Annotated in this window: 15 protein-coding genes; 3 read left to right on the top strand and 12 right to left on the bottom strand. The window is 70.4% G+C overall.

The genetic code is table 11. From position 1 onward, the window contains the following. Nucleotides 1-9: 9 nt before the first annotated feature. Nucleotides 10-1,611: a serine/threonine-protein kinase gene (locus tag WMF27_RS01970; RefSeq protein ID WP_437761951.1), complete on the bottom strand. Its 1,602-nt coding sequence runs from the start codon at nucleotides 1,609-1,611 to the stop codon at nucleotides 10-12. 158 nt (nucleotides 1,612-1,769) lie between these two features. Further along, complete coding sequence (locus WMF27_RS01965) at nucleotides 1,770-2,372, bottom strand: hypothetical protein (protein WP_437761952.1); 603 nt, start codon at nucleotides 2,370-2,372, stop codon at nucleotides 1,770-1,772. A 509-nt stretch (nucleotides 2,373-2,881) separates the two neighbouring features. Here WMF27_RS01965 and treS point away from each other — a divergent pair. Both treS and WMF27_RS01955 read left to right on the top strand, forming a co-directional pair. Beyond that, on the top strand, nucleotides 2,882-6,277 hold the full coding sequence (gene treS, locus WMF27_RS01960) for a maltose alpha-D-glucosyltransferase (protein ID WP_437761953.1): 3,396 nt from the start codon (nucleotides 2,882-2,884) through the stop codon (nucleotides 6,275-6,277). A gap of 40 nt (nucleotides 6,278-6,317) precedes the next feature. Then, a complete protein-coding gene (locus WMF27_RS01955; RefSeq protein ID WP_437943739.1) occupies nucleotides 6,318-6,872 on the top strand; it encodes a hypothetical protein in 555 nt (184 codons plus the stop codon). 164 nt (nucleotides 6,873-7,036) lie between these two features. Here the strand turns inward: WMF27_RS01955 and WMF27_RS01950 are convergent, their stop codons facing one another. The 8 genes from WMF27_RS01950 to WMF27_RS01915 all read right to left on the bottom strand — a co-directional run bounded on the left by WMF27_RS01950 (nucleotide 7,037) and on the right by WMF27_RS01915 (nucleotide 17,334). Next, a complete protein-coding gene (locus tag WMF27_RS01950) occupies nucleotides 7,037-8,695 on the bottom strand; it encodes a protein kinase domain-containing protein (RefSeq protein ID WP_437761955.1) in 1,659 nt (552 codons plus the stop codon). 575 nt (nucleotides 8,696-9,270) lie between these two features. Then, entirely contained in the window at nucleotides 9,271-10,212 is a 942-nt protein-coding gene (locus WMF27_RS01945) for an alpha/beta fold hydrolase (protein WP_437761956.1), read from the bottom strand. After that, nucleotides 10,209-10,523, bottom strand: a complete 315-nt coding sequence (locus WMF27_RS01940) for a hypothetical protein (protein WP_437761957.1) — start codon at nucleotides 10,521-10,523, stop codon at nucleotides 10,209-10,211. Before WMF27_RS01940 ends, WMF27_RS01945 begins: the two co-directional genes overlap by 4 nt. Nucleotides 10,524-10,904: 381 nt before the next feature. After that, complete coding sequence (locus tag WMF27_RS01935) at nucleotides 10,905-12,551, bottom strand: fumarate hydratase (RefSeq protein ID WP_437761958.1); 1,647 nt, start codon at nucleotides 12,549-12,551, stop codon at nucleotides 10,905-10,907. Between the two features lie 132 nt (nucleotides 12,552-12,683). Next, nucleotides 12,684-13,460 (bottom strand): thioesterase II family protein, encoded by a 777-nt coding sequence (locus WMF27_RS01930; RefSeq protein ID WP_437761959.1) that lies wholly within the window; start codon nucleotides 13,458-13,460, stop codon nucleotides 12,684-12,686. A 40-nt stretch (nucleotides 13,461-13,500) separates the two neighbouring features. After that, on the bottom strand, nucleotides 13,501-14,451 hold the full coding sequence (locus WMF27_RS01925; RefSeq protein ID WP_437761960.1) for a hypothetical protein: 951 nt from the start codon (nucleotides 14,449-14,451) through the stop codon (nucleotides 13,501-13,503). Nucleotides 14,452-14,638: 187 nt separating this feature from the next. Further along, a complete protein-coding gene (locus tag WMF27_RS01920; protein WP_437761961.1) occupies nucleotides 14,639-15,643 on the bottom strand; it encodes a PEGA domain-containing protein in 1,005 nt (334 codons plus the stop codon). Next, nucleotides 15,640-17,334 (bottom strand): serine/threonine protein kinase, encoded by a 1,695-nt coding sequence (locus tag WMF27_RS01915; RefSeq protein WP_437761962.1) that lies wholly within the window; start codon nucleotides 17,332-17,334, stop codon nucleotides 15,640-15,642. The genes WMF27_RS01920 and WMF27_RS01915 overlap by 4 nt, the downstream gene beginning before the upstream one ends. Nucleotides 17,335-17,533: 199 nt before the next feature. On the opposite strand from WMF27_RS01915, the gene WMF27_RS01910 reads away from it, so the two are divergent. Next, nucleotides 17,534-19,030 (top strand): hypothetical protein, encoded by a 1,497-nt coding sequence (locus WMF27_RS01910; RefSeq protein WP_437761963.1) that lies wholly within the window; start codon nucleotides 17,534-17,536, stop codon nucleotides 19,028-19,030. A 34-nt stretch (nucleotides 19,031-19,064) separates the two neighbouring features. On the opposite strand, the gene WMF27_RS01905 is transcribed toward WMF27_RS01910, so the two are convergent. Together WMF27_RS01905 and WMF27_RS01900 are read right to left on the bottom strand one after the other, a co-directional pair. Continuing rightward, a complete protein-coding gene (locus WMF27_RS01905; protein WP_437761964.1) occupies nucleotides 19,065-21,023 on the bottom strand; it encodes a 4-alpha-glucanotransferase in 1,959 nt (652 codons plus the stop codon). Between the two features lie 112 nt (nucleotides 21,024-21,135). Beyond that, complete coding sequence (locus WMF27_RS01900) at nucleotides 21,136-23,007, bottom strand: ATP-binding protein (protein ID WP_437761965.1); 1,872 nt, start codon at nucleotides 23,005-23,007, stop codon at nucleotides 21,136-21,138. Between the last annotated feature and the right edge of the window lie 17 nt (nucleotides 23,008-23,024).

The following is a 23,024-nucleotide window of genomic DNA, read 5'->3' as shown; positions in this document are numbered from 1 at the left end:
GCGCGGAGCTCAGCCGAAGGCGTCGACGGCCGCCCTGGCCGCCTGGCCCGAGAGCGACGGCGGCGCGATCGCTTCCCACCACGCCGCCGCGTGCTGCTCGGTCCACTCCGCGTCCATGCGGAGCGCGGCGAGCCGCTCGGACAGCTCGCGCGCCGATCGCGGCCGCCGCGCGGGGTCCTTCTCGAGGCAGTCGAGCACGATGCGGTCGAGCGCGGGCGGGATCGCGCGCGCCGCGCGCTTCGAAGGCGCGACGGGCGCCTCCGTCGCGTGGAGCAACATCGTCTTCATCGCCGTCTCGGCCTCGAACACGAGGGCGCCGGTGAGCAGCCAGTAGGCGACGCACCCGAGCGCGTAGAGGTCGGCCCGGCCGTCGATCGGGCGGTCGCCCAGCACCACCTCCGGGGCCATGAACGCGGGCGTGCCGGTGATCGCGTTGTCCGCCGTCAGCTTGGAGGGATCCGCGTCCTTCCTGCGCTGGGCCACCAGCCCGAAGTCGAGCACCTTCAAGAAGTCGAGATCTGCGCCGTAGCGGCACAGGAAGAGGTTGGCGGGCTTGATGTCGCGGTGCACGAAGAAGGCCTTGTGCGCCTCGTGGAGCGAGTGGCAGGCCTGCCGGAGCAGGTGGACCACGCGCGCGGGCGGCTGCGGGCCGTCCAGCTTGACGAGGGTGTCGAGGTCCATGCCATCGAGCAGCTCCATCACGTAGTAGAACGACCCGTCGCGGGAGACGCCGAAGTCGAAGATCCCGATCGTGTGCGGCGATCGGAGCGCGGCGGTCGCCTGCGCCTCGCGCTCGAACCGCGCCTTCGCGTTGCCGTTGCTCGACGGCTCGCCCTGGAACGCCTCGGGCCGGATCAGCTTCACGGCCGCGGGGCGGGCGAGCATCCGGTGCTTCGCCCGCCACACCTCGCCCATGCCGCCGCCGCCGAGCCGCTCGACGAGCCGGTAGCTGCCGAGCTCCCGCGCCGCGTCGAGCTTGCGCCCGAGCCCGAAGACGACGCGCGACACGAGGACGGAGAGCGCGAGCGCGATGACGCTCGGGAAGAAGCGGCGGAGCATCGCCTCGCCCGAGGGCGGCTCCATGAAGCCCGAGCGGACGAGCACCCAGAGGCAGGCCGGATCGGTGAGGATCGCCAGCGTCGAGGTGAACAGCGTGCGCACGCTCGGGGCGGGCACGATGATGGGAAACATGAGCACCCAGACGGCCACCGGCGGCCATCCCGGCAACACCGGCCCCTCCGGCCACGGCTGCGCGTTGGAGATGACCGAGAGCAGCGCGGCGCCCAGGATCTTGTAGGCGAACGAGAGATCGACGATCCGCGGCGGCGACAGGAGCCCCTTCCGCGCGATGACGAAGAGCGCGGCCGAGACCAGCATGAACGGCAGGAAGACCGCGACGCGGATCGGGTACGGGCCGAGCTCGAGGCCCGGGAAGATCTCCGACACGAGGAAGCCGAGGGAGCCCGCCACGATCGTGCAGAGCGCCATCCACGCGACGCGCCTCGTCGCCTCCTGCTCGAGGTCCGGGGGCAGGCGCGACGACAGCCACTCCCAGCGCGGCCTCGCGCAGGCGTTGCTGGCGTCGGGGCCGAGGAAGACGGTCTCGCTCATGGAGTCGCGCGCGCGGCCCACGGCCGCGCCGGTCTGCTCTAGAGGAGGAGGAAGGCGGCGGGAATAGAAGAGTCGCGCGCGAGGCGCACGCCTCCCGGCGCGCGCACGGCCGGGCGTCTTCGCGCGCAGGCGGGCTCGGCCAGCCCGCGCGGGGAGCGTTACTTGATGAAGACCTGCGCGGCCGCGATCCCCGCGCCCTTCGTCGCCTTGAGGATCACCTTGCCCGGGCCGCCGATCGGCAGGGGGTTCTTCCAGCAGCCGGAGGCCTTGCCCCCGAGCGTCGCCGCGGCGCCGCTGGTGCTGTCCTGCGCGAGCACGACGGGCGGCAGCGCGGGCGCGGGCTGCGAGACGAGCTGGATGTCGAGCTCCTGGACCCCGAGGCCGATGCCGACGACCGTGTAGCACTTGCCGGGCGAGATGTTGATCTGCTGCTCGAGCGCCTGGCCCTCCTGGAACTGCCCCGCGAACGGCCCGCCGTCCGGCTTCATCCCCGGGGCCTCCGTCGTGCCCATCCCCTGCAGGATCGGCGTCGCGGCCACCGCGGCGACCGGCGGGATCGGCGTCGCGGCGGAGCCCGCGGGCGCGGCGGTGGTGGTGGGCGTGGGCACCGCCGTCGCCGGCGTGGTCGGCACGGCGGAGGCGCACCACTGGCCCGGAGGGCACGGGTTGTTCGGGTCGATCGTCGGCTCGGGGGTCGACGAGCACGCGAGCGCTCCGAGCGCGGCGAGCGAGAGCGGGAGTACGTGGAAGACACGCATCATGAGAATGCTCCTTCGATGGGCATGAGCTCGCCCGATCGCAGAACGAGTGCCAGCGCTTCTTACACCGGCTGCGGTTCGACGTGTGGGTCGAGCTCATGAAGCAGCGATCTCGACAGCGCGCGGGTGCAAGCGTGCGGAAAAGGGGGCAGCCGGATGCAACCGGGCGCGACCGGACGCAACCGGACGCAACCGAACGCGACCGAACGCGACCGAACGCAACCGAACGCGACCGGACGCAAACAACGCAACGGCGCCGCTTTGCGCCCCGCGCGTGGCATGCTACCGAAGTCGGGCACGCGTGGTCTTGCAATCCCGAGTAGCTAAACTATACACGTGATCCGCGTCATCTGCGTGGGGACGGCAGTGCGCGCCCAGTGGCGGACTCCGCAGCGTGCCTTGCCTCCTGGCCCTCTGGCCCGGGCGGCGTGCTCACGCCGCACAGGGCCCGAGCCGCTGCGTCCCGTGCGCCCGGCGTCGTCGCGCGGACAACGCGCATCGCCGGAGCAGTCATGAGCCAGGATCAAAAGCCCCCTCCCGCCGAAGGCAGCGCCCTCTGGTACAAGGACGCTATCATCTACGAGGTCCATGTCCGCGCGTTCAGCGACTCGAACGCGGACGGCATCGGCGACTTCGAGGGACTCGTCGACAAGCTCGATTACCTCCAAGATCTCGGCGTCACCGCGATCTGGCTCCTGCCCTTCTACCCCTCTCCGCTGCGCGACGGCGGATACGACATCGCGGATTACGCCAGCATCAACCCGTCTTACGGGACCCGGCGCGAGTTCGCCCGCCTCCTGCGCGAGGCGCACCGCCGCGACATCCGCGTCATCACCGAGCTCGTCCTGAACCACACCTCGAACGAGCATGAGTGGTTCCAGCGGGCGCGGACCTCGCCCAAGGGCTCGCGCTGGCGCGATTTCTACGTGTGGAGCGACACGCCGCACCGCTACAAGGACGCCCGGATCATCTTCAAGGACTTCGAGACATCGAACTGGGCCTGGGATCCGGTCGCCAACGCCTATTACTGGCACCGCTTCTACTCCCACCAGCCCGATCTCAACTTCGAGAACCCGGACGTCCACGCCGCCGTCTTCAAGGTGGTCGACTTCTGGCTGGAGATGGGCGTCGACGGGCTCCGGCTCGACGCCGTGCCGTACCTCTACGAGCGCGAAGGGACGAACTGCGAGAACCTGCCGGAGACGCACGAGTTCTTGCGGAAGCTCCGGCGTCACATCGACGCGAATTTCGCCGATCGCATGCTCCTCGCGGAGGCCAACCAGTGGCCCGCCGACGCCGCGGCGTACTTCGGGAGCGGCGACGAGTGCCACATGAACTTCCACTTCCCGCTCATGCCCAGGATGTTCATGGCGGTCGAGCTCGAGGACAGCTTCCCGATCGTCAACATCCTGAAGCAGACGCCCGTGGTCCACGAGACCTGTCAGTGGGCGACGTTCCTCCGGAACCACGACGAGCTGACGCTCGAGATGGTGACCGACGAGGACCGGGACTACATGTACCGCGTCTACGCGCAGGAGCACACGGCGCGGATCAACCTGGGCATCCGCCGGCGGCTCGCCCCGCTCATGAAGACGCGGCGCAGGATCGAGCTGATGAACGCGCTGCTCTTCTCGCTGCCGGGGACCCCCGTCCTCTACTACGGCGACGAGATCGGGATGGGCGACAACATCTATCTCGGCGATCGCGACGGGGTGCGCACGCCGATGCAGTGGAGCGCCGATCGGAACGCCGGATTCTCCAGGGCGAACCCGCAGAAGCTCTATCTGCCGATCATCATCGACCCCGAGTACCACTACGAGGCGATCAACGTCGAGGCGCAGCAGCAGAACCCGGCCTCGCTCCTCTGGTGGATGAAGCGGCTCATCACCCTGCGCAAGCAGAACAAGGTGCTCGGCCGCGGGACGATCGAGTTCCTGCACCCGGACAACGGCAAGGTGCTCGCGTTCATCCGCGCGCACGCGGACGAGCGGCTGCTCGTCGTCGCGAACCTCTCCCGGTACGCGCAGCACGTCGAGCTCGATCTCGCGCGCTTCGAGGGCATGGTGCCTGTCGAGCTGTTCGGCAGGAACCGCTTCCCGGAGATCACGAGCCGCGGTTACCCCCTGTCGCTCGGTCGGCACGACTTCTTCTGGTTCGCGTTGGAGCCGGCCACGCCGGCGATCTCCGCGGGCGACGCCGAGGCGGCGCCCGCGATCGCGGCGAAGGGCTCGTGGCGGGCGCTCCTCTCCCCGGAGGGGCGCAGGGTGCTCGAGCCGGCGCTCGGGAAGTTCATCGCGGCGCGGCGCTGGTTCCGCGGCAAGGCGCGCACGCGGCGCGCCACGACCCTCGCGGACGTCATCCCGATCGTGCGCGGCGAGCAGACCGCGGCGGAGCACTACCTCCTGCTCGCGCGCGTCGAGTACACGGACGGCTCGCCGGAGACGTATGTCGTGCCGATCGGCTTCGCCACGGGCGACTACGCGCGGACGCTCGCGACGCGCACGCGCCACGCGGTGATCGCGGACGTCACGATCCGCGATCCCGAGCCGGAGAGCGCGGCGGCGCCGGAGGGCGTCCTCTACGACGCGCTGGCGACCCCGGAGTTCGCCGCGCTCGTCCTCGCCGCGATCCGGGTGCAGGGGGTCGCGACGGGCTCGCTCGGCGAGCTCCACGCGCTGCCGCTCGGGACGACGCTCGAGGCGCTCGGCGCCGAGGGAGAGCTCCCGGCGCGCATCTCCGAGAGCGAGCAGAGCAACACGACCATCATTTACGGCGACAAGCTCCTCCTCAAGATCTTCCGGCAGGTCGAGGAGGGCATCAACCCGGAGCTCGAGATCGGCCGGTTCCTGACGGAGCACCAGTTCCCTGCCACGGCGCGGCTCGCCGGGGCGATCGAGTACCAGGCCCGCGGTCGCGAGGCGACCACGGTGGCGATGCTCCAGGAGTACGTGCAGAGCCAGAGCGACGCGTGGACGAGCACGCTCGAGGCGCTGAACCGCTTCTTCGAGCGGGTGCTCGCCGACGAGGAGACCGCGAAGAGGGGCGCGCCGCCGATGCCGACCGGCACGCTGGTCGACGCGTCGCGCGCGACGCCGCCGCCGCTCGTGAACCAGCTCATGGGCACCGAGCTCGTGAGGATGCGGCTGCTCGGCGAGCGCACCGCGCAGCTCCACCTCACGCTCGGCAAGCAGAGCAAGGACCCCGCGTTCGGGCAGCAGTCGTTCTCGACGCTGCACCAGCAGTCGATCTTCCAGTCGGCGCACGGCATGCTCGCGCGCACCTTCGCGCTGCTGAGGAAGCGTGAGCGCTCGCTCCCCGAGAACGTGCGGGAGCAGGTGGCGGCGATGCTGCCGCGCGAGGCCGAGATCAACGCGAAGCTCCAGCAGATCGTGTCGAGGAAGTTCGACATGCCCCGCATCCGGACGCACGGCGACTTCCACCTCGGCCAGGTGCTCTCGACGGGCGACGACTTCATCCTGATCGATTTCGAGGGGGAGCCGGCGAGGCCGCTGAGCGAGCGCCGCTACAAGCGCGGCCCGCTCCGGGACGTGGGCGGGATGCTGCGCTCGTTCGACTACGCCGGCTCATCGGCGCTCCGGGACGCTCGCCTCCGGCCGGAGGACGTCGCCGTCCTCAAGCCGTGGACCGACGCCTGGGTGGCGTGGATCTCCGCGAGCTACCTCGCGGGATACATGGAGACGGTCGCGCGCGCTCAGGCGACCGCCGAGCCGCGGACCGACGAGACGGCGGCGTACGTGCCCGCGAGCGACGCGGACACGGTGCTGCTGATCGACTTCTACATGCTCGAGAAGTGCATTTACGAGGTCGGCTACGAGCTCAACAACCGGCCTGACTGGCTGGACATCCCGCTGCGCGGGCTGGAGCGTCTGATCACGCCCAGAGCATAGGAGCGCTGGTGGCGCGATGATCCGGCTGGAGCTCGCGGGCATGCATACGCGGTTGCACTCGACGTTGTGCGGCTCGTGCCCGCAGGGCCCGACGGGTTGCTGCGCCAGCCCGCCGGGGGTCGAGTGGTCGGACATCGGGCGGATCGTCTCGCTCGGCGGCGCTGGCTGGCTGCTCGAGCAGATGGCCGCGGGCAACCTGCGCCCGGGCCAGCGCGGCCTGCTCATCCTGCGGGTCGAGCCCCAGGGCAGCGATGGCAGAGCGCTCCCCAAGAGGTGCGCTTTCCACGGTCATGAGGGCTGCACCATCCCCCCCGAGCGGCGCGCGGCGACGTGCAACTACTATGTTTGCGATGACGCCTTCGCGCACGGAGGCGAGCCTCGCGGGGCCCCTGAAGCGCTGGCCGGCCGCAAGGCGCATGACGCGCTCGTGGATCTCTACGGGAGCTGGGATCTCGATCTCGCCGCCCGCATACGCGAGCGCTGGCCGGACGGGCCTCCGTGGAACCTCGATTTCCTCGACTGGCTCGGTCGAGAAGTCCGCCGCCTCGCCGCCAGGGCCGCGCCCTCCATGCGTGTCCTCCGGGCCGGCACCTGAAGTATCCCCTCGAATTTTCAGGGAAAACTCACAGGGAGACGGGGAGCAAGAGCCCACCCGTCTCCCCGTTCGATTTCCCACCAAAAATGCCAACGAAGGAGCGGAGTTTGTCAGGCCCGGCAAACGAACCTGCGCCCGCTCCAGCGCGGCGGTCGCCCGCCGCTCTAGTTCGAAGGGATCGCGCTGACGTCCTGACGCCGGAGCGCGACGGTGCGCTCGACGACGTCCGACGCGGAGAGCTGCAGGAAGATCGACACGTCGACCCAACCGGCCCTGGACACGACGACGACCTGCATCCCTTGAGGCAGCTCGACGCTGAGGGGCGTCTTGCCGAGCATGGTCCCGTTCCAGCTCACGTTCGCGTCCGCGGGCTCGCTCTTGATCGTGACCTTGGCCTTCATCGGGCTCGGTTCGGTCGCCGACGCAGCCGTGGGCACCGGGGCAGGCTGCTCCAGCGCGCCGGGCCCCAGCGAGCGCTCGCGGAACATCACGAAGGCCCCCGCGGCGAGCAGCGCGACCACCCCGAGCACAGAGGCGAGATACCCGCGCTGCCGCCAGGACGAGGCGCGCCCCACCGTCGCGCCCAGGCTGCCGGGATCGACGGCCGGGGGCTCGTGATGATGGTTGGCGGGGAGGCTGTGGCTCTGATCGCTCAGGAGGGGTAGACCGGCCGCGGTCGCGGAGGGCCACATCGAGCGGTTCATCCCCATGACCATCGAGGCGCGGGGGAACTCTCCGACCATCGAGGCGCGGGGGAACTCTCCGACCATCGAGGCGCGCTGGATGTCGCCCGCGACGTCCATCGAGGTCAGGTACTCGAACTGCGCGGTGACCTGCTGGCGCACGAGCGCCCTGCTCTCCGCGAACATCTCGAGCACGTGCGCGCCGAGCTGCTCCGTGCGGACGTCCTCGCCCGAGCCCCGCAGGTAACTCTCCAGCGCGTCGCCCATCTCCTGCGCGGTGGCGAAACGTCGATCGGGATCCCGCTGGAGGGCCCTCGCCACGATCTCGTCGAGCGCCGGGTCGATGTCCGGCACGACGGTGGAGAGCCGCGGGATGTCCCGCGTGAGCAGCTGGTGCATCACGGCCACGTGATCGCCATCGAACAGCCGGCGCATCGCCAGGAGCTCCCAGAGCACGATGCCGATGGCGAAGATATCGGCCCGCCGATCGACGTCCCCGCTCGCCATCGCCTGCTCGGGCGCGGCGTAGGCCATCTTGCCCTTGAAGGTTCCGCTCTCGGTGTGCGCCGCGTTGAGGGCCGCCTTCGCGACGCCGAAATCGACGATCTTCACAGCTCCGTCGTACGTGACGAAGATGTTGTGGGGCGAGACGTCGCGGTGCACGATGCCGAGCAGACCGCCATCGAAGTCCGCGAGCTCATGCGCGTAGTGCAACCCGCGCAGCGCCTCGGCGATGACCCTGACCCACGCCCCCCGCGTGAAGCTCGCGGCGCCAGGACAGCCGCTCACAACCGCCCTCACGACGTCCTTGAGCGGCTGGCCCTCGAGGTACTCCATCACGATGAAGTACCCGCCGCTCTCGCCCCCGATCTCGTAGGTCTGAACGACGTTGGGGTGATTGAGCCGGGCCGAGAGCTTGGCCTCGTCCAGGAACATCAGGACGTAGCGCGGGTCATCCGCCATCCCGACGCGGAGACACTTCACAACTACGAGCTTGTTGAACGACCCGGGCCCGCGGGAGACGGCCAGAAACACGTCTGCCATCCCACCACGACCCAATTTTGCAATCAGGCGGTATCGACCAAGCAAGCTGTTGCTCGCTTGCTGGGTCGAAGAGATGGTTTGACCGCCTGAATTCACGACATCCCCCGCTATAAGAGCTTAATTAGCCCGTTGACCTGGAGTTTGCAAAGACTTTTACGCCTGGAAACAATCCGCGCCGCCTGTAGACGCGTGCCGCGTTGCTCCATCGCCTGACCATCCATCGTGATGTCCTGGCGCAGCGCTCCATCGCCGGATTGCTGCGCCAGGTCACCCCTCCCGCGCCGCAAATGTCATGGTCCTAACGAAATGACCCCGATCGAACCGGCTCGCACGTGACCACACACACACCGGGTGCTCCTGTCGGCACACCCGGTGTTCCGCCACCGCTCCATTGTACACCAGGCGCTTCAGGAGCGGTGGAACTGGATGCGTGTCGCAGGTCGATCCTTGAGGCCCCTCAGGGTCGCACGAGACCAGCGGAGCACAGGCCCGCTGGCACGAGAACGGGCCAGTCAGTAATGGCGCATACATGTTCGAGGTCGAGGGCGACGGCTCCTGAGCGGACAGGACGACCTCGGCTTCCCTGCGGAGCTCGGGGCTCCGCAGGGAATCGACGTCCGCCCTGCGCGGAGCTCCCTACCAGGCTGTCCTGGTCGTTCTGTGGAGGAGAGCTACCAAGGGTCCTGCGCCCAGAACCTGCGCACGACATCGAGCGTGGCGTCGAGCTGCTCGAAGTGCGGGAGACCCAGCGTGGGCGCGATGCGGGCGGCTTCCACGCGGGCGTTCCGCTGCGTGAGCTCGGCGAGGCGCTCGAAGCCCGAATACGGGTCACGGTCGTGGAGGATCAGGGTGGCGACGGGCAGACGCGCATAGAGGCGCTGGAGAGCGTCGTCCGTGAACAGGGCACCGGCGATGAACGCGAGGGGGGCCTGGTGGGCAAAAGGCTCCTTCGACGCGCGGATGGCATAGTCGACGAGGCCCGGATCCGGCGCGCCGACGAAGCTCTTCTTCAGGAACCAGCGAATGCTGGGCGGCGCAGCCAGCACGCGAAAGAGCGCCTCCGCGGCGTAGGGGACGCGCGAGACAGCCCGGAGGAGGGCGCTCGATCCGGGAGGTTCACGGCCGAGCCCCGTCGGGGAAATGAGCACGAGGCTGTGAACAATGCTCATCTCCTCGCAGGCGACGGCGGCGGCGAACTCCGAGGAGAGGGAGAGCGCGATGACGTCGGCGCCGCCCGGCGCGCGGACCACGTCCGTGAGGAAGCGGCGCAGCGCGGCGCGGTAGAGCTCGCGATCGTACACGCGGTCCGCCCGCTCCGAGAGGCCGAAGCCGGGAAGATCGAGCGCATAGACGGGCCGCTCGCCGCGGAGCGCATCGAACAGGGGCGCCATCTCCCTGGACGAGGCGGCCGCGTCGACCCCGTGCACGAGCACCACGGGGCGCCCCGCAGCGCGGGCGTCCACGTAATAGGCGAGGCGCCCCGCGCTCCACGTATCGACGTGCCGTACCTCCGCGTCGAGCGCAGGGGCGAGGGGCGCGCGCTCCGCGGGGCGGAGCGCGCTCGGCACGAGCCGATCGACGAGCCCCTCGAGGCTCATCGCGCGTGCGCTCACGTCTCCCCCGGCGGCAGCATTCCCTCGTTGTCCGCGCGCTCGAGGTCGGCGATGCTCGGGTTCCTCGGCGCCGGACGCGACTTGACGCCGCCGTCACCGGGCCTCGCCTCCTGGCCCGCGTCGCTGCGCTTCTCGCGCTCGCGACGCTCCGCTTGACCAGCGATCTCCTGCGCTGCGCGCACCAGCCGATCCAGGCGATCCACCTCCAGCTGATGGCGAGATCCATCGGGGCCACCGTGCCGATCCTCGAAGCGGTGGTGCCCGGCGTCAGCGCGGCCATGAGACACCGTGCGATCAGGTCGAACCGTCATGCTCAGCTCCTTCCGCACGAGGTCAAAGCACGGACCGTGCCCCCGCGGACCGCGGCCCCAGCAGCGCTCGTCGAGCCGACATCGGGCTGAACAGGGGCCAAGACGCCTCGAATGTGACCATTTGCCTCGGTCACCCTCGTCATCCCCTGATGGCAGCAGGGGAAGCAGGCGACGAGCCGTGGCACGAACGGATGGAACCCGGCCTCGACGCCGATCCTAGGAGACATCGTCGCCAGTCGACCTCGCTGTGGCTGCGCCGCCGAAGCGGAGTTTGCGCAGGTCCTGGAAGGTCTGGCGCGGATGGAGAGGGCGGCCGGCGCCGCCGCGCCGGCGCTGGAGGTAGAGGGGAGCTGCCCGGCCGCGATTCCCGGGCTCCGGACGTCAGCCGGCGACTTCGAGCTTCCGGCCGGCCGGCTTGTTGATGTCGGCGAAGAAGTCGTTGCCCTTGTCGTCCACCACGATGAAGGCGGGGAAATCCTCGACCTCGATCTTCCAGACCGCTTCCATGCCGAGCTCGGGGTACTCGAGCACCTCGACCTTCTTGATGCAGTCCTTCGCGAGGCGCGCGGCCGGACCGCCGATCGAGCCCAGGTAGAAGCCGCCGTGCTTCTTGCACGCCGCGGTGACGGCGGGCGAGCGGTTGCCCTTCGCGAGCATGACGTAGCTGCCGCCGCTCGCCTGGAAGAGGTCGACGTACGCGTCCATCCGGCCGGCCGTGGTGGGGCCGAACGAGCCGGAGGCGTAGCCCGCGGGCGTCTTCGCGGGCCCGGCGTAGTAGACCATGAACTCCTGCAGGTAGCTCGGCATGCCGTCGCCGCGATCGAGGCGCTCCTTGATCTTCGCGTGCGCGATGTCCCGCGCGACGATCATCGGGCCGCTCAGCGAGAGCCGCGTGCGGATGGGGTACTTCGAGAGCTCCGCGCGGATCTCGCTCATGGGACGGCGGAGGTCGAGCTTCACGACCTCGCCCTCGAGATCCGCGTCGGTGGTGTCGGGCAGGTACTTCGCGGGATCGGTCTCGAGCTGCTCGAGGAAGATGCCCTCGCGCGTGATCTTGCCGAGCGCCTGACGATCCGCAGAGCACGAGACGGCGATGCCGACAGGGCACGAGGCGCCGTGGCGCGGCAGGCGGATGACCCGGACGTCGTGGCAGAAGTACTTGCCCCCGAACTGCGCCCCGATCCCCGTCCGCTGCGCGAGCTCGAGCACCTTCTGCTCGAGCTCGCGGTCGCGGAAGCCGCGCCCGCGCGCGTTGCCGTCGGCCGGGAGCGTGTCGAGGTAGCGCGCGGAGGCGAGCTTCGCGACCTTGAGCGTGTACTCGGCCGACGTGCCGCCGACGACGATGGCGAGGTGGTACGGCGGGCACGCCGCGGTGCCGAGCGCGCGGATCTTCGCCTCGACGAAGGAGAGCAGGCTCTCCGGGTTCAGGAGCGCCTTGGTCTCCTGGTAAAGATAGCTCTTGTTCGCGGAGCCGCCGCCCTTCGCCATGAACAGGAGCTTGTAGGCGTCGCCGTCCGTCGCGAAGATCTCGATCTGCGCAGGGAGGTTGTCGTTCGTGTTGACCTCCCGGTACATGTCGAGCGGCGCGAGCTGCGAATAGCGCAGGTTCTGCGCGCGGTAGGTCTCGAAGACGCCGCGCGCGATCGCCGCCTCGTCGCCGCCGCCCGTGAAGACGAGCTGGCCCTTCTTGCCCATGACGACGGCCGTGCCGGTGTCCTGGCACGACGGGAGCACGCCCCCCGCGGCGATGCTCGCGTTCTTGAGGAGCTCGAGGGCGACGAAGCGATCGTTCGAGGAGGCCTCGGGATCGCCGAGGATCCGCGCGAGCTGCGCGAGGTGACCGGGCCGGAGGAGGTGGGCGATGTCGCGCATCGCCTCGCGCGCGAGCAGGGTGAGCCCCTCCGGCTCGACCTTGAGGAACGTCGAGCCGGCGGCCTCGAAGGTCGAGACATGGTCGCGGCTGACGAGGCGGTACGGGGTCTCGTCATGGCCGAGGGGGAGCATGTCCTGGTACTGGAAATCGGTCATCGTTCGGGTCTCCGGGGAAGCAGAGGAGCAGAGGAGCAGAGGGGCAAAGGGGCAGAGAGGCAGAGCGGCTGCGGGTCCCTCCTTCTTTGCATGGCTCCCGCCCCGGGCTCAACACCCACCCAGCGCCGGCCGTCACGCGGGGAGCGCGCGCTCGACGTCGCCGAGGACGGCCGAGATCGACCGCAGGAGCGGCTCCCGGGCGCTCCGCAGGAAGAAGTGTCCGCCGGGGAACATCTCGACGCGGAAGGCCCCGCGCGTGTGATGGCGCCAGCCCTCGAGATCGGCGCGGCACGCGCGCTCGTCGTCGAGGCCCCCGAACGCGGAGATCGGACACTCGAGCGGGGCCCCCGGGACGAACGGCTCGACCTCGTTGACCGCGAAATCCGCGCGCAGGACAGGCAGGAAGAGCGCCAGGAGCTCCGGGTCGCGGAGCACCTCGTCGGGCGTGCCCCCCATGCGGCGGATCCGCTCCAGAAACTCGGGCTCGGGCAGGCCGTGGAGCGGATCCGAGCCGCGAACGTGAGGAGGGCGCCGGCCGGACACGAAGAGGTGGCGCGGCAGCGGTGCGCCCCGGCGGCGGAGCTCGCGCGCGAGCTCGAAGCAAACGAGCGCGCCGAGGCTGTGGCCATACAGCGCGAACGGCTTCGTGAGCCATGGCTCGAGCGCGGTGGCGAGGGCCTGGACGAGCGGCGAGAGGCGCTCGAACGGCGGCTCGCTCGTGCGCGCCTCCCGGCCGGGGAGCTTGAGCGGGCAGAGCTCCGTGTGCGCGGGGAGCTCGCGCCACCAGGCGCTGTAGATCGACGACCCGCCGCCCGCATAAGGCGCACAGAAGAGTCGAAGCCGGGCAGCAGGGTTCGGCCGCGGCACGCCGACCCAGGGGTCGCGGCTCGGGCTGGGGGTCGTCGTCACGGGCCGCTCAGCGTAGCTCGCCCCCCGCGGCGCTCGCTCCCTACCATTTGCTGCCCAGGGCGACGCGGATGGTGGCGACCTTCCCCTGATCGAGGCCGAAGCCGAGGTCGTCGTCGAGCGCGACCAGCGCGCCGACGCGGGTGAAGGAGCCCTTCACGAGCGGCTCCCAGCCGACGAACGGCTCCGCCGCGAGCTGGGCTGAGTTGCTCGAGGAGAGAGGGAACGCCGCCTGAAGGCGCATGCCGATGCCAAAGTTCCCGAACGGGCGGAACTCGATCTCGTTTCCCTGCTCGATCACGGTCTTCGTGTCCTCCCCGTCCCGGGTCGGAAAGAAGACCTGACTCGCGAGATCGTGGGTGAAGAACAGGACCTTGCCGACGTTGATCTCGGTCCCGACGCGCGCCCGGAAGGCCCAGTGGGCGAGCAGCACCCGTTGCGCATCGAAGTAAGCCCGCGCGGGGAAGTTCGCCACCGACGCGACCTCGAGCTCCGTCCCCGGGTGCGGGTGGAGCGGGATCGTCAAGCTCATGCCGCCGAAGAGCGCGAGGATGGGAAGGGCGTTGGCAGCGTAGTGGAGGCCGAACGTGGGATTGCCGATGAAGAACTGGCTGTATCCTGCGCCGCTCGTGAACCGCCTGCCGAACAGGTCTGTCGACTGGGGGCCCGAGACGTCGCCGTAGGCGAACGGGATCTCCGCGTCGAGGTGGAGGCCCGCGAAGAGCTTGTACTGGGCGGCGGCGGTGATGGCGACGCCGAGCCGCGACGACTCCTCGACGGAGGCCTCTTCGCCGGCAGCCGCCGCGATCTCCTGCTGGTAAGACGAGCTGAGGACGTCGATCTCGAAGCCGAACCGGCCTCCCTGGCTCTTCGCCCAACGCTCCTTCGTCTTGTCCGTGACGGGCTGCCGCGGCGCCGCCTCTTGCCCGAGCGCAGGCGCGGCCAGGGAGAGCATGAGGAACAGGGTCCCAAGAGACGCTTTGGTCGTGCTCACCTGGTGTCTCCCATCTCGTTCTCGACTCGCTGGCAGCGCGGGTGATTGACCACCTTGTCGCACCGTCGCCGCGGCGTCGCACGGGAGAGGCCCCCATGACCGCGGCGATCGCCCGGATCAATGCAGCTCCAGCGCGCTGGATGCAAGCGTTTTGACCGTCGCGACCCTGCGACGCTCTGCGTCGGTCCTAGAAAGAGCCCGCGAGCTCGAGAGACGCCGGCGCGATCGTGAGCCTCACCGGAGGAGATGACGCGCGCTCTCCATCGCCGCGCTCCGGGCCTGCACCAGCGACAGTGAGGTAGATCGAGATGCCGCCGGCGAGCACGGCGGCGCCCGCGAGCAGGTCGGTGGTGAGCGCGAGCGCCTCGCTCCTCGCCCGCGCTCGCTCGACGGCGCGGGCGGCGCCGGGATACCGATCGAGCTCCGCGTCGAGGTCCCCGGAAGCGCCGAGCGCGAGGACCCCGGTGGCGGCCGCGCCCACGGCGAGCGCGCCGGTCGCGAGCCAGGGGAACACGGGCACGCTCCGCTGCTGGCGAGGCGCGCGGTCCATCCGCAGCGCGCCCGGCGGCGCCGGCGGCGGAGCCGGCGCGCCGCCCGCACCCTCGCCGGAGTCCCGCAGGGCCCGCGCTTCGGGGAGCGCGATCTTGAGCCGAACGTGATCGCCGCCGGCCACGTCGACGACCCTCAACACGGCCGGGCGGCCCGGCGCCTCGGCGGCGATGCGGCGGCGCCCGGCGCTCATCAGGAGGGGCTCAGGGAGCGGCGTCTTGCCCGCCGGCACGCCGTCCACGGAGATCTCGACGTCCGGCGCCGAGGTCGAGATCTCCACCGTCGCGACGCGGCTCCGCAGGACGGCGATGTCCCGCGCCACCTCGGCCCGCCGGCCGCCCGGGATCCGCTCGCCACCGTCGGCGAGGTACCTCTCGAAGGCGCGCAGCGCGCAGGCGTAATCCTTCAGCTGATAACACGTACCCGCGATGTTGTAGAGCACCTGATATGCGGGCGCGAGCTCGTAGGCGCGGCGAAACTCGGTGAGCGCAGCGCCATAATCCACCTCGTTGTAGAGCTCGACGCCTCGCCGGAAGCGGGCGTCGGCCTCCTCGGTCTTGTCACCGGCAGGCTGAGCGAGCGCGCCGAGCGGGGCGCTGAGCACGATCGCGGCGCAGAGGGCGAGCGCTCTCGGGGTCTTCATCGGGCGTACGGGCTCTCCAGATCGATCCCCCGCTTCGGCTTCTGCTCGGCAGACGGCGGCGCGGGCGCGCTCGACGGCGGCGCGGCGGACGCAGGCGGCGCCGTGGCGACGCTCACCGGGGCGCTCCGACCGACGGCGGCGAGCCTCCCTGGCTGCGCTTGCGGTTCGCTCTTCAAGGCGAGGCTCACGACGAGATCGTTGCTTGCCGTGACCTTCTCTTCCTGCGCGAGGAAACCCGGCGCCTCCGCGCGGATGACGTGCGCGCGGCCATCCCTGGCGAGGCGGCCCTCGTAAGCGCCGGTCGACATCGGCGAGCCGTCGATGGAGACCTTCGCGTCGACCGGCGAGACGCGGACGACGAGGCGGATGGCCTCTTCCTGCTTCGGAGAGGGCTCCGCCGCGGGCTGCGCGGCGACCTGCGCCTTGTGGTGATCGCTCGCGGCGATCCTCCATGGCTGCGCGCGCAAGACCCCGACGCTCACGGCTCCGCCGATGGCGACGAAGGTGACCGCGATCACGACGATCGCGCGGTTCGGGCGCGCGGGGCGCTCCTTCGCGCCGGTCATGCTGACCGAGGGCAGCATCGAGCTCCCGTCCGAGGAGGCGCTGACCGCCGCAGGCGCGGTCAAGGTGGGCGTCATCGACATCGGACCGGCGCTCAGCTTCGGCAGGTCGGGCGTCAGCGTGACCCTCGGATAGCTCCCGGTCCAGCGCACGCCGCGCAGCTGCTCCTCCACGACTTGCTTGATCCGCGCCCGGTCGTCGGCGAACTGGCCGGCGACGATCTCGCCGGCCTCCCGCGCGGACATGCCCCGGTGGCGCTCGCCGAGCCAGCGCTCGAGATCCGCCTGCAGCTCGGCCGCGGAGGCATAACGGTCCTCGAGCGCGGGCGCGAGCGCCTTCTGGCAGATCCGCTCGATCTCGGGGTCGAGCTCGACCCCGGACGCCTCTTCCGGGAGCCTCGGGACCTCTCCGATGGCGAGCCGCCCGAGGATCGCGAGGTCGTTGAAGCCCTTCCACATGCGCCTCCGGGCGATCGCCTCCCAGAGGATCACCCCCACCGAGAAGACGTCGGAGCGCCGGTCGACGCGCTCTCCGCGCGCTTGCTCCGGCGACATGTACGAGACCTTGCCCTTGAGCGTTCCGGTGCGCGTCTCCGTCAGCGAGTCGGCCGCCTTGGCGATGCCGAAGTCGACCACCTTGATCACGCCATCATAGGTGACGAAGATGTTCTGCGGGCTCACGTCGCGGTGGACGACGTGGATGGGTGTTCCGTCGAAATCGCGCAGGTTGTGCGCGTAATGGAGCCCGGCCAGCGCGTCGCACAGGACGCGAACCTGGAGCGGGAGCGGGACCTTGTCGTGCCCCATGCGGGAGCGAATGCTGCCGAGCGGCTGGCCGTCGAGGTACTCCATGGCGATGAAGAAGCGCGCTCCCTCGTCGCCGACCTCGTACGTCTGAACCACGTTCGGATGATTCAATCGGGCCGCGAGCCGCGCCTCGTCGAGGAACATGGCCAGGATGTCGGCGTCCTCCACGAGCTCGGGCCGCACCCGCTTCAGCACGACGAGCTTGTTGAATCCCACGGGGCCCTGGGCGACCGCGAGGCAGACGTCGGCCATGCCTCCCCTGCCGATCTCGGCAATCGGGCGATATTTCCGCCAACCATTGGGATCGCTGGGAGCGCTCATTCGACCTGTGCCGGATCGATCCCCCGAGGGAGGCCAGCCCGGACCGGAGAATGCCCGCGACCTGTTACCTCGAAGCGGCCGTCATGTGACGTTCTCGCGAATGCGATGGCCTGTCAGCGACGGTTTCGCCACGTCCCTGTCGGCCGGACAGCACAGTCCTGCTTGACAGAGACGATTCCCTTGCCATCGGGTGATTGCAATGAACCACGAGCGCAGCCCCGTCGATTCACCACCTGCCGCCGCCCTCGCGCTGGCCATGGGCGCGCTCGCCACGAGCGCCCTCGCGTGCTCGCTCATCATCGAGCAGCGGGACGTGCAATGCACTTCCGACGCGGACTGCGCGCAGTTCGACGGCGCCATCTGCAATCGGACGGACAGCACCTGCGTCCCCTCGTCGAGCGGCTCAGCCGGCGGCGAGGGCGGCGATCCGCCAGGCGGGTGCGCGGCGGCCGACAAGCCGACCGTCGAGATCACCGGGGACATCACGGAGGATTTCACGCTCAGATGTGACAAGAAGTACATCCTCAAGGGCCAGGTGAACGTCTCGGCCGGGGCGACGCTGACCATCGAGAAGGGCACGACCGTCCTCGGCGAGACGAACCCGCAGGTCCCCGCGACGCTCGTTGTGCACCCCGGCTCCAAGCTCATCGCCGTGGGCACCCGGGATGAGCCCATCGTGTTCACGAGCAGCAAGGCCCCCGAGGATCGCATGGCCGGCGATTGGGGCGGCGTCCTCCTCCTCGGCAACGCGCCGACCAACCACGTGGACGCGAACGGCGCACGCACCCCGGGCCAGATCGAGGGGTTGACGAACAACGGGCGATACGGGGGCATCGACGAGAACGACTCGAGCGGCACGCTCAAATACGTGCGCATCGAGTACTCCGGGGTGAAGATCGCGCCGAACAACGAGATCAACGGGCTCACCCTCGGCGGGGTCGGCAGGGGGACGATCATCGATTTCGTCCAGGTGAGGCACGTGTCCGACGACTGCTTCGAGTTCTTCGGGGGCACGGTGAACGCAAAGCACCTCGCCTGCCAGTACAGCGGCGACGACGCCTTCGACTGGGACCAGGGTTATCGCGGGAAGCTCCAGTTCCTCGTGGCGCAGCTGGACCCGAGCGTCGCGGAGGAGACGAACGGGTTCGAGGGGGACAACGACCCGCTCGCGCTCACGCCGGCGCTCGAGCCTCGGAGCGAGCCGACGATCTACAACGCGACGCTCTGCGGGAAGGGCGTGGACGTGGACAAGGAGCAGTACGGCATCCTCCTCCGCCGGTCGACGAAGGCGAACATCGCCAACACGATCGTCACGGGCTTCGAGTCGGGCCTCGACGTGCGCGACCCGGATCCCGAGCAGAACATAGCGAGCTCGATCTTCTTCAACCTGGTGAATGACCTCGCCTACGCCGAGACGAGCGACGGGACAGGCATCCTCCAGGACGACGACGGCGGCTTCGATGAGATCGCGTTCCTGAGCGAGCCCGGTCGGAAGAATCGGGAGGAGGACCCGGGCATCCAGGGCTGCTTCGACCCGTCCGCGCCCGTGTTCGGTCCCGCGACGTCCCTGACCCAGGACGCGGTCGCGCCGCCGGACGGGTTCTTCGACACGAGCGCCGCGTTCATCGGGGCGTTCAAGGATGCGAGCGACACATGGGCCACCTCGGGGAAGTGGGCCGTGTGGAGCCCGAACTGAAGTATCTTCCCGGATTTTTCGGGAAAATTCTCGGCTAGCGCGGGCAGCGCTCCAGCCGCCGGGCGAGGTTCCCGCGCTCCACCGACCCCGCGCCCCCCCGCGCGCGCAGCGCGAGCGCGAGCGAACGCGGGAGATCGAGGGCCACGCCGCGCGCGCGCATCTCCAGATAGGACCGCTCGTAATCGCGTGGGACCCGCAGCGACCAGTTGTGGTCGCCCACCGTGCCGGGCGTGTTGTAGATCTCCTTCATCCCGAGCAGATCGGCGAAGAAGACCATCACGTTCGACGCCGGGCTGGCGAAGAGGTCGGCGATCTTGGCCTGCGCCAGCGCGCGAGGGTCGGACGCGAGCGCGCGCGCCATCGCGCCCTCCTCGGCCGGCGAGGGCGCGAGGCGCGTCGCCAGGTACGCCGCCTGCCGCCCCAGCGCCGAGGCGCGCTCCCAGGTGTCGAGGAGCCTCCAGAGCGGCGGCGTGTCGTGGGTCCCCACCATGATCCAGTCGGCGGGCGCGGCGTTTTCGCTGCGATAGACGTCCTTCGGGTTGTCGAGATCGGCCTTCTGCGTGACCCGGAAGCGCCCCAGCCCGTGCCGATCGAGGACGGCCCCGAGCGGGAAAGGGAGCGTGCTCAGGACCTCGCACACGACGTCGGAGATGGCGCGCCCGCGGGCCTCCGCGCAGCGCGCGATCGTGTCGAAAACGACGCTGTAGCGCCCGACCTGCTCCGGGGACAGCGAGGTGACCCAGTCGTCCGCATACCGGGGCACGGCGCGGTTCAGCTGCCCGGGAGAGACGATGGCGTACCGCGCGAGCAACGGGTGCTCCGGCAGATCGGGCGACGAGAAGAGCCGCGCCCCGCCCTGGACGGCGCGGAGGGGATCGGGGGCGTCGGCCGCATAGACCCAGGGACAGACGAGCCCGTGCGGGTGATCGAGGCGCACCCCGTCGAACTCGTCGAACATCTTGTCCATCCGCGCCCGGACGAGCGCGAGCCCGCCGGACGACGCGTCGGCGTACTGCGCGGGATCCAGGACAGGGTAGCTCCACACCTGGCCCTCCGGGTTGGTCCGGCTCGGCGGCGCCCCCATGAGATACCCCCTGAGGAAGACCGATTGATACGCCCAGGCATCCTGAGGCGAGTAGCCTATCTGCAGATCGCCGTAGAGCTTGAGCCCGAGCTCGGCCGTCACCGTCCGGAGCGCCGCGTGCTGCTCGTGCGCGAGGAGCTGGCAAAACGCGTAGAAGCGGAGCTCGTCGCGGTACCGGTCGAGGAGCGCTCTCCTGCGCTCCTCGCACGCGACCACCTCGCCAGGGCCGGGCGCGTAGAGGCGCCGGTCCAGCTCCGGCTCGCCAGACCAGCCGTGAAACCAGCCGCTCCGGTGCTCGGCGCAGAGGGGGCCGTAGAGCCCGTCCCGCTCGAGCCACGCCGCGTTCCGCCGCGTAAAGGCGTCGAGGCGGCGCTCGAGGTCGGCGAGCTCGCCGAGCTCGCCGCGCCTCCGCCGGCCCTCGAACGACGCGTACGCCTCGCGGAGCGCGGCGCGCTGCGCGCGGTAGGCATGGCCGTGCTGCGCGCGAGCCTCGCTGCCAGGAGGCCGCCCGGCGACGATCTCCCGGAGCGACTCGGGGCGGAGGAGCGCGCCAGAGGGGCCGTCCTCGACCAGCCGGGCGAGCGCGATCGACAGCGTGCTCCGCGAGAAGATGGCGCCGTCGTACGGAGACGCGTTGTCGGCAGAGGTCTCCCCCTGCGGCCCCAGCTGGACGCCGTCGAAGCCGAGATCCCGCGCGAACCGGAGGAATCGGCGCCCCCCCTCGGTATTCGGGGACCCGCGCCCGATGTCCTCCGCGTCGTCCGAGGGAAAGCTCGGATCGTGGATCGCGAGCACGAGGTTGCGGATGCCCAGCAGCCCGAGCGCGGCCCCGACGAGCCCCCGCTCGTCATCGCCCCATCGAGCCTCGGCCGGCGCCGCATCGCCCCTGTCGTTCCCGACGTCCTTCATCGTGGCAAGGTATAGCGATGAACGGATCGGACCGCCAACACGCAAGGCGAAGAGACCCTCCTGCCTCGGTGATGTGATTACACCGCTGTACGGCAAACCCCGAAGGCCGCTGTCAGGCCCCGAGGCGCGTGCCTGCCGCGACTCCCGAGGTCGCGCTCGCGGCCTCCACCATCGGCAGCGTGAAGAAGAACGTGCTGCCCTCGCCCACCTTGCTCTCGACCCAGATCCGCCCGCCGTGCACCTCGACGAGCGCCTTCGCGATCGAGAGGCCGAGCCCCGTGCCCTTGTGGGCCGTCTCCTTCGCCTGCCAGTAGCGCTCGAAGATCCGCGCCCGCTGGTCCTCCGGGATGCCCGGGCCCGTGTCGCGCACCGAGAGGCGCACCTCCCGGCCCCACGGCTCGGCCCGGACGGCGACCTCGCCGCCGGCCGACGTGAACTTGATCGCGTTGCCGACGAGGTTGGCGATCACCTGCAGGATCCGCTCGCGATCGCAGAGCGCCCGATCGACGCCGAGCTCGACGCTCTGCTCGAGGCGCAGCGACTTCTCCGCCGCCTCCTCCCGCAGGAGCTCGATGGCGTCGCCGAGCAGGCCAGCGACGTCGTGGGGCACCGGCTGGATCGAGATGTGGCCGCCGTCGAGCTTCGCCAGGTCGAGCAGATCGCGGATGAGGCGGTTCATGCGATCGGCCGCCTTCTGGATGCGCTCGACAGGGCGCCGCACCTCGACCGCCTCGTCCGCGCCCGGCAGCTTCCGGCGCAGGAGGCTCGTGTTCATGACGATGGTGGCGAGCGGGCTCTTGAGATCGTGCGACACCACCGCGACAAGCTCCTCCCGGGCCCGGATCGCCCGCTGCGCGCTCTCGTACAGCCGCGCGTTGTCGATCGCCAGCGCGGCCCTGCGCCCGAGATCCTCGGCGAGCGCCCGGTCCTCCACGCCGTACAGGAGATCGTCGCGGCCGGACGCGATGGTGAGCACGCCGAGCATCGTGCCGCGCGTGACGAGCGGCACGGAGATGTAACGCCGGAGGCCGAGCTCCATGAGGAGCGCCTCGCTGGCCGACACCGGCGGCTCGCTGTCGTACGAGCCGCGCTCGCTCTCCGGGGCGAGGGGCGCGCCCGCGACCTCGCAGAGCGCCGCCTCGCCCGTCTCCAGCACGCGCGCGACGCCGGACGGGAGGACCGAGTCCATCGGCGTCTGGCCCTGCAGGAGGCGCGCGAGCTCGCTCTTCTGGGGATCGGCGTGGACGACGACCGCGCGCCGGAGCATCGCCTCGCGCTCGATGATGTCGACCATGCACCAGTCCGCGACGAACGGGACCGGCAGGCGCGCGACGCGCACCAGCGTCGCCTCGTAATTGAGCGAGCTCGAGAGCAGCCGGCTCGCCTCCGAGAGGAACGCCGCGCGCCGCTGCGCCGCCTCCGCCGCCGCGCGCCCCGCCTCCGCGGCGGCGAGGTTCCGCGCCCGCTCGCGCTCGTTCTCGATCATGCGGGCGTAGAGCAGGCGGTGCACCAGCGCCGTGCGGAACGTCGCCGTGAGCCGGCGCATCATGCCCCGGTACCGGGGCGCGAACGGGGGCTCGCTCTCGAAGCAGAGGAGGAGGCCGGACGCGCCGCTGTCGCCCTGCCCCTCCAGCGAGAAGTGCCACGTCACGAGCCCGGGCCGCGCGAGCTCGGGGTACGGCAAGGAGAGGCCCGCGCCCGCGCCGCTGGGCCCGCCCGCAGGGGCGGGCGAGCGCGGCGGGATGGGCAGCGCGCGCGAGCTCGCCGACAGGCCGGCGGCGTCGAGGAGCCGCGGGGCGAGCGGGGCCGGCTCGACGAGCACGAGCACGGCGATGCAGCTCAGGCGCTCGGCGAGCCGCTCCAGGAAGACCCCCATCGGCTGGTGCGGATCGAAGAGGTCGAGCGCCGCGACCGTGAGCTCCTGGAGGACGCTGAGGAGCGCCAGCCGTTCCTCCTGGATCTCGTGCTCTTCGCCGCTCGCCATGACAGGGCTCCAACCGC

This window comes from Sorangium sp. So ce281 (genome assembly GCF_051527395.1).
Classification (GTDB): domain Bacteria; phylum Myxococcota_A; class Polyangia; order Polyangiales; family Polyangiaceae; genus Sorangium; species Sorangium cellulosum_B.
The sequence above is the reverse complement of the archived record's forward strand: the minus strand, read 5'-3'. Positions and strand labels throughout refer to the sequence as shown.